Origin of the sequence: Niallia nealsonii (assembly GCF_002835805.1) — a bacterium.
In the GTDB taxonomy this organism is placed as follows: Bacteria; Bacillota; Bacilli; order Bacillales; family Cytobacillaceae; genus Niallia; species Niallia nealsonii.
Genome location: NZ_PISE01000091.1, coordinates 1 through 1,574, shown reverse-complemented (window position 1 = coordinate 1,574; position 1,574 = coordinate 1). Strand labels below are relative to the sequence as shown.

The 1,574-nt window shown below is 33.9% G+C and carries 1 protein-coding gene and 1 pseudogene; both read left to right on the top strand.

Going from position 1 to position 1,574, the window contains the following annotated elements; all coding sequences use genetic code 11:
* Window positions 1-495: pseudogene (locus CWS01_RS22195) on the top strand (PTS mannitol transporter subunit IICB); the annotation flags it as partial.
* 239 nt (window positions 496-734) lie between these two features.
* A partial coding sequence (locus CWS01_RS22190) for a BglG family transcription antiterminator (RefSeq protein WP_157827732.1) occupies window positions 735-1,574 on the top strand: 840 nt, incomplete at its 3' end.

Below are 1,574 nucleotides of genomic sequence, written 5' to 3'. Positions count from 1 at the left end.
ATGGCTCCAAAAGGTGAGCATTTAGGTGTGTTAGCTGGTGTATTTGTAGCAACTATTGTATCTTTCTTAATCGCAGCATTTATTTTGAAAACAAGCAAGGGTGAAGAAGATATCACTGCAGCTACGGAAAAAATGGAAACATTAAAAGGCAAAAAAAGCTCCGTAGCAGGTTCCTTAAGAGAACAAACAGCAGAAAATAACGAAGAATTCGATTATAAAAAAGTGAAAAAGATAATTTTCGCATGTGATGCTGGTATGGGTTCTAGTGCGATGGGCGCATCTATTATGCGTAATAAAGTAAAAAAAGCAGAAGTTGAAGGAATAGATGTTACCAATACTTCTATTGCAAACCTTCCAAATGATGCTGATCTTGTTATTACACATAAAGATTTGACAGACCGAGCAATGGAAAAATTGCCGAATGCACACCATGTATCTGTTGAAAACTTCTTGAACAGTCCTAAATATGACGAAATTGTAAGCCAGTTAAAATAATGCAATAAAAAATCCGGAGATTGAATTTTCTCTGGATTTTTTATTGTTTATTATTAATAAACTTTTTCTTAATAATTTAATAGACAAGGCAATATAGAAAAGAATTTTTGCTTAAAGAAAAAAAAGAAAAAATAATTTTTGGCAACATTGCATTTGAAAAAACTTTGTTTAGTACTGTTTGATAGTGCTAACATAGATGATTATACTTGAATTATGTCAAGGCAACAGGGTGATTAGATATGATTGTTTCAGCTAGAGAAAGACTGATTTTACAGTTTCTGCTTGAAAATGTAAATGTAGAAACTACGATTAAACAATTAGCTGACATTGTGAATGTTAGTGAAAGGACTATTCATCGGGACTTTAAAAACATTGAGGATATTTTAGTAGCTTTTCATCTTAAATTGCAAAAAAAGGCTGGGGTAGGCGTAAAGGTAATCGGGACACAGAGTGATATCTATCAATTGCGTGTTACTATTTTAAAACAAGATTTTACAGAGTATACCCCGGATGAAAGAATGATAGTAGCGCTTTGTGTATTACTTGATATGCAAGATCCGATAAAGCTTTTTTCATTAGCAAGCGATCTAGGGGTAACAACCGCTACAGTCAGCAATGATTTAGACAAGTTGGAACTGTTTCTTAAGGAGTATGGATTAAAGCTTATTCGCAAAAGAGGATATGGTATTGAATTAGCGGGGACGGAGGAAGGAAAAAGAAGAGCAATAAGCAGCTTAATTTCCGATCGATTTGACGTTCCAGAATTCCTTAAAATGGTTAAGGAAAATATTCAAAAAAAATCGAGCAATAAAGTGGATTCTATATCTGAAAGACTGTTAGGGTTAGTGCAAAAGGAGAAACTAATTCTAATAGAAACTATTATTGGCGATATTAACGAGGAATTGCCTTATCCGTTAGCTGATAGCTCTTACGTTGGACTAGTTGTTCATCTTGCTTTAGCAATGGAAAGGATTCAGCGTGGAGAAAATATAGCTTTCCAAAAAGAGTATTTACAGGAATTAAAAAGTACAAAGGAATTTGATTTTGCAAGGAAGATTGCATCCCGTCTGGAGCGCACA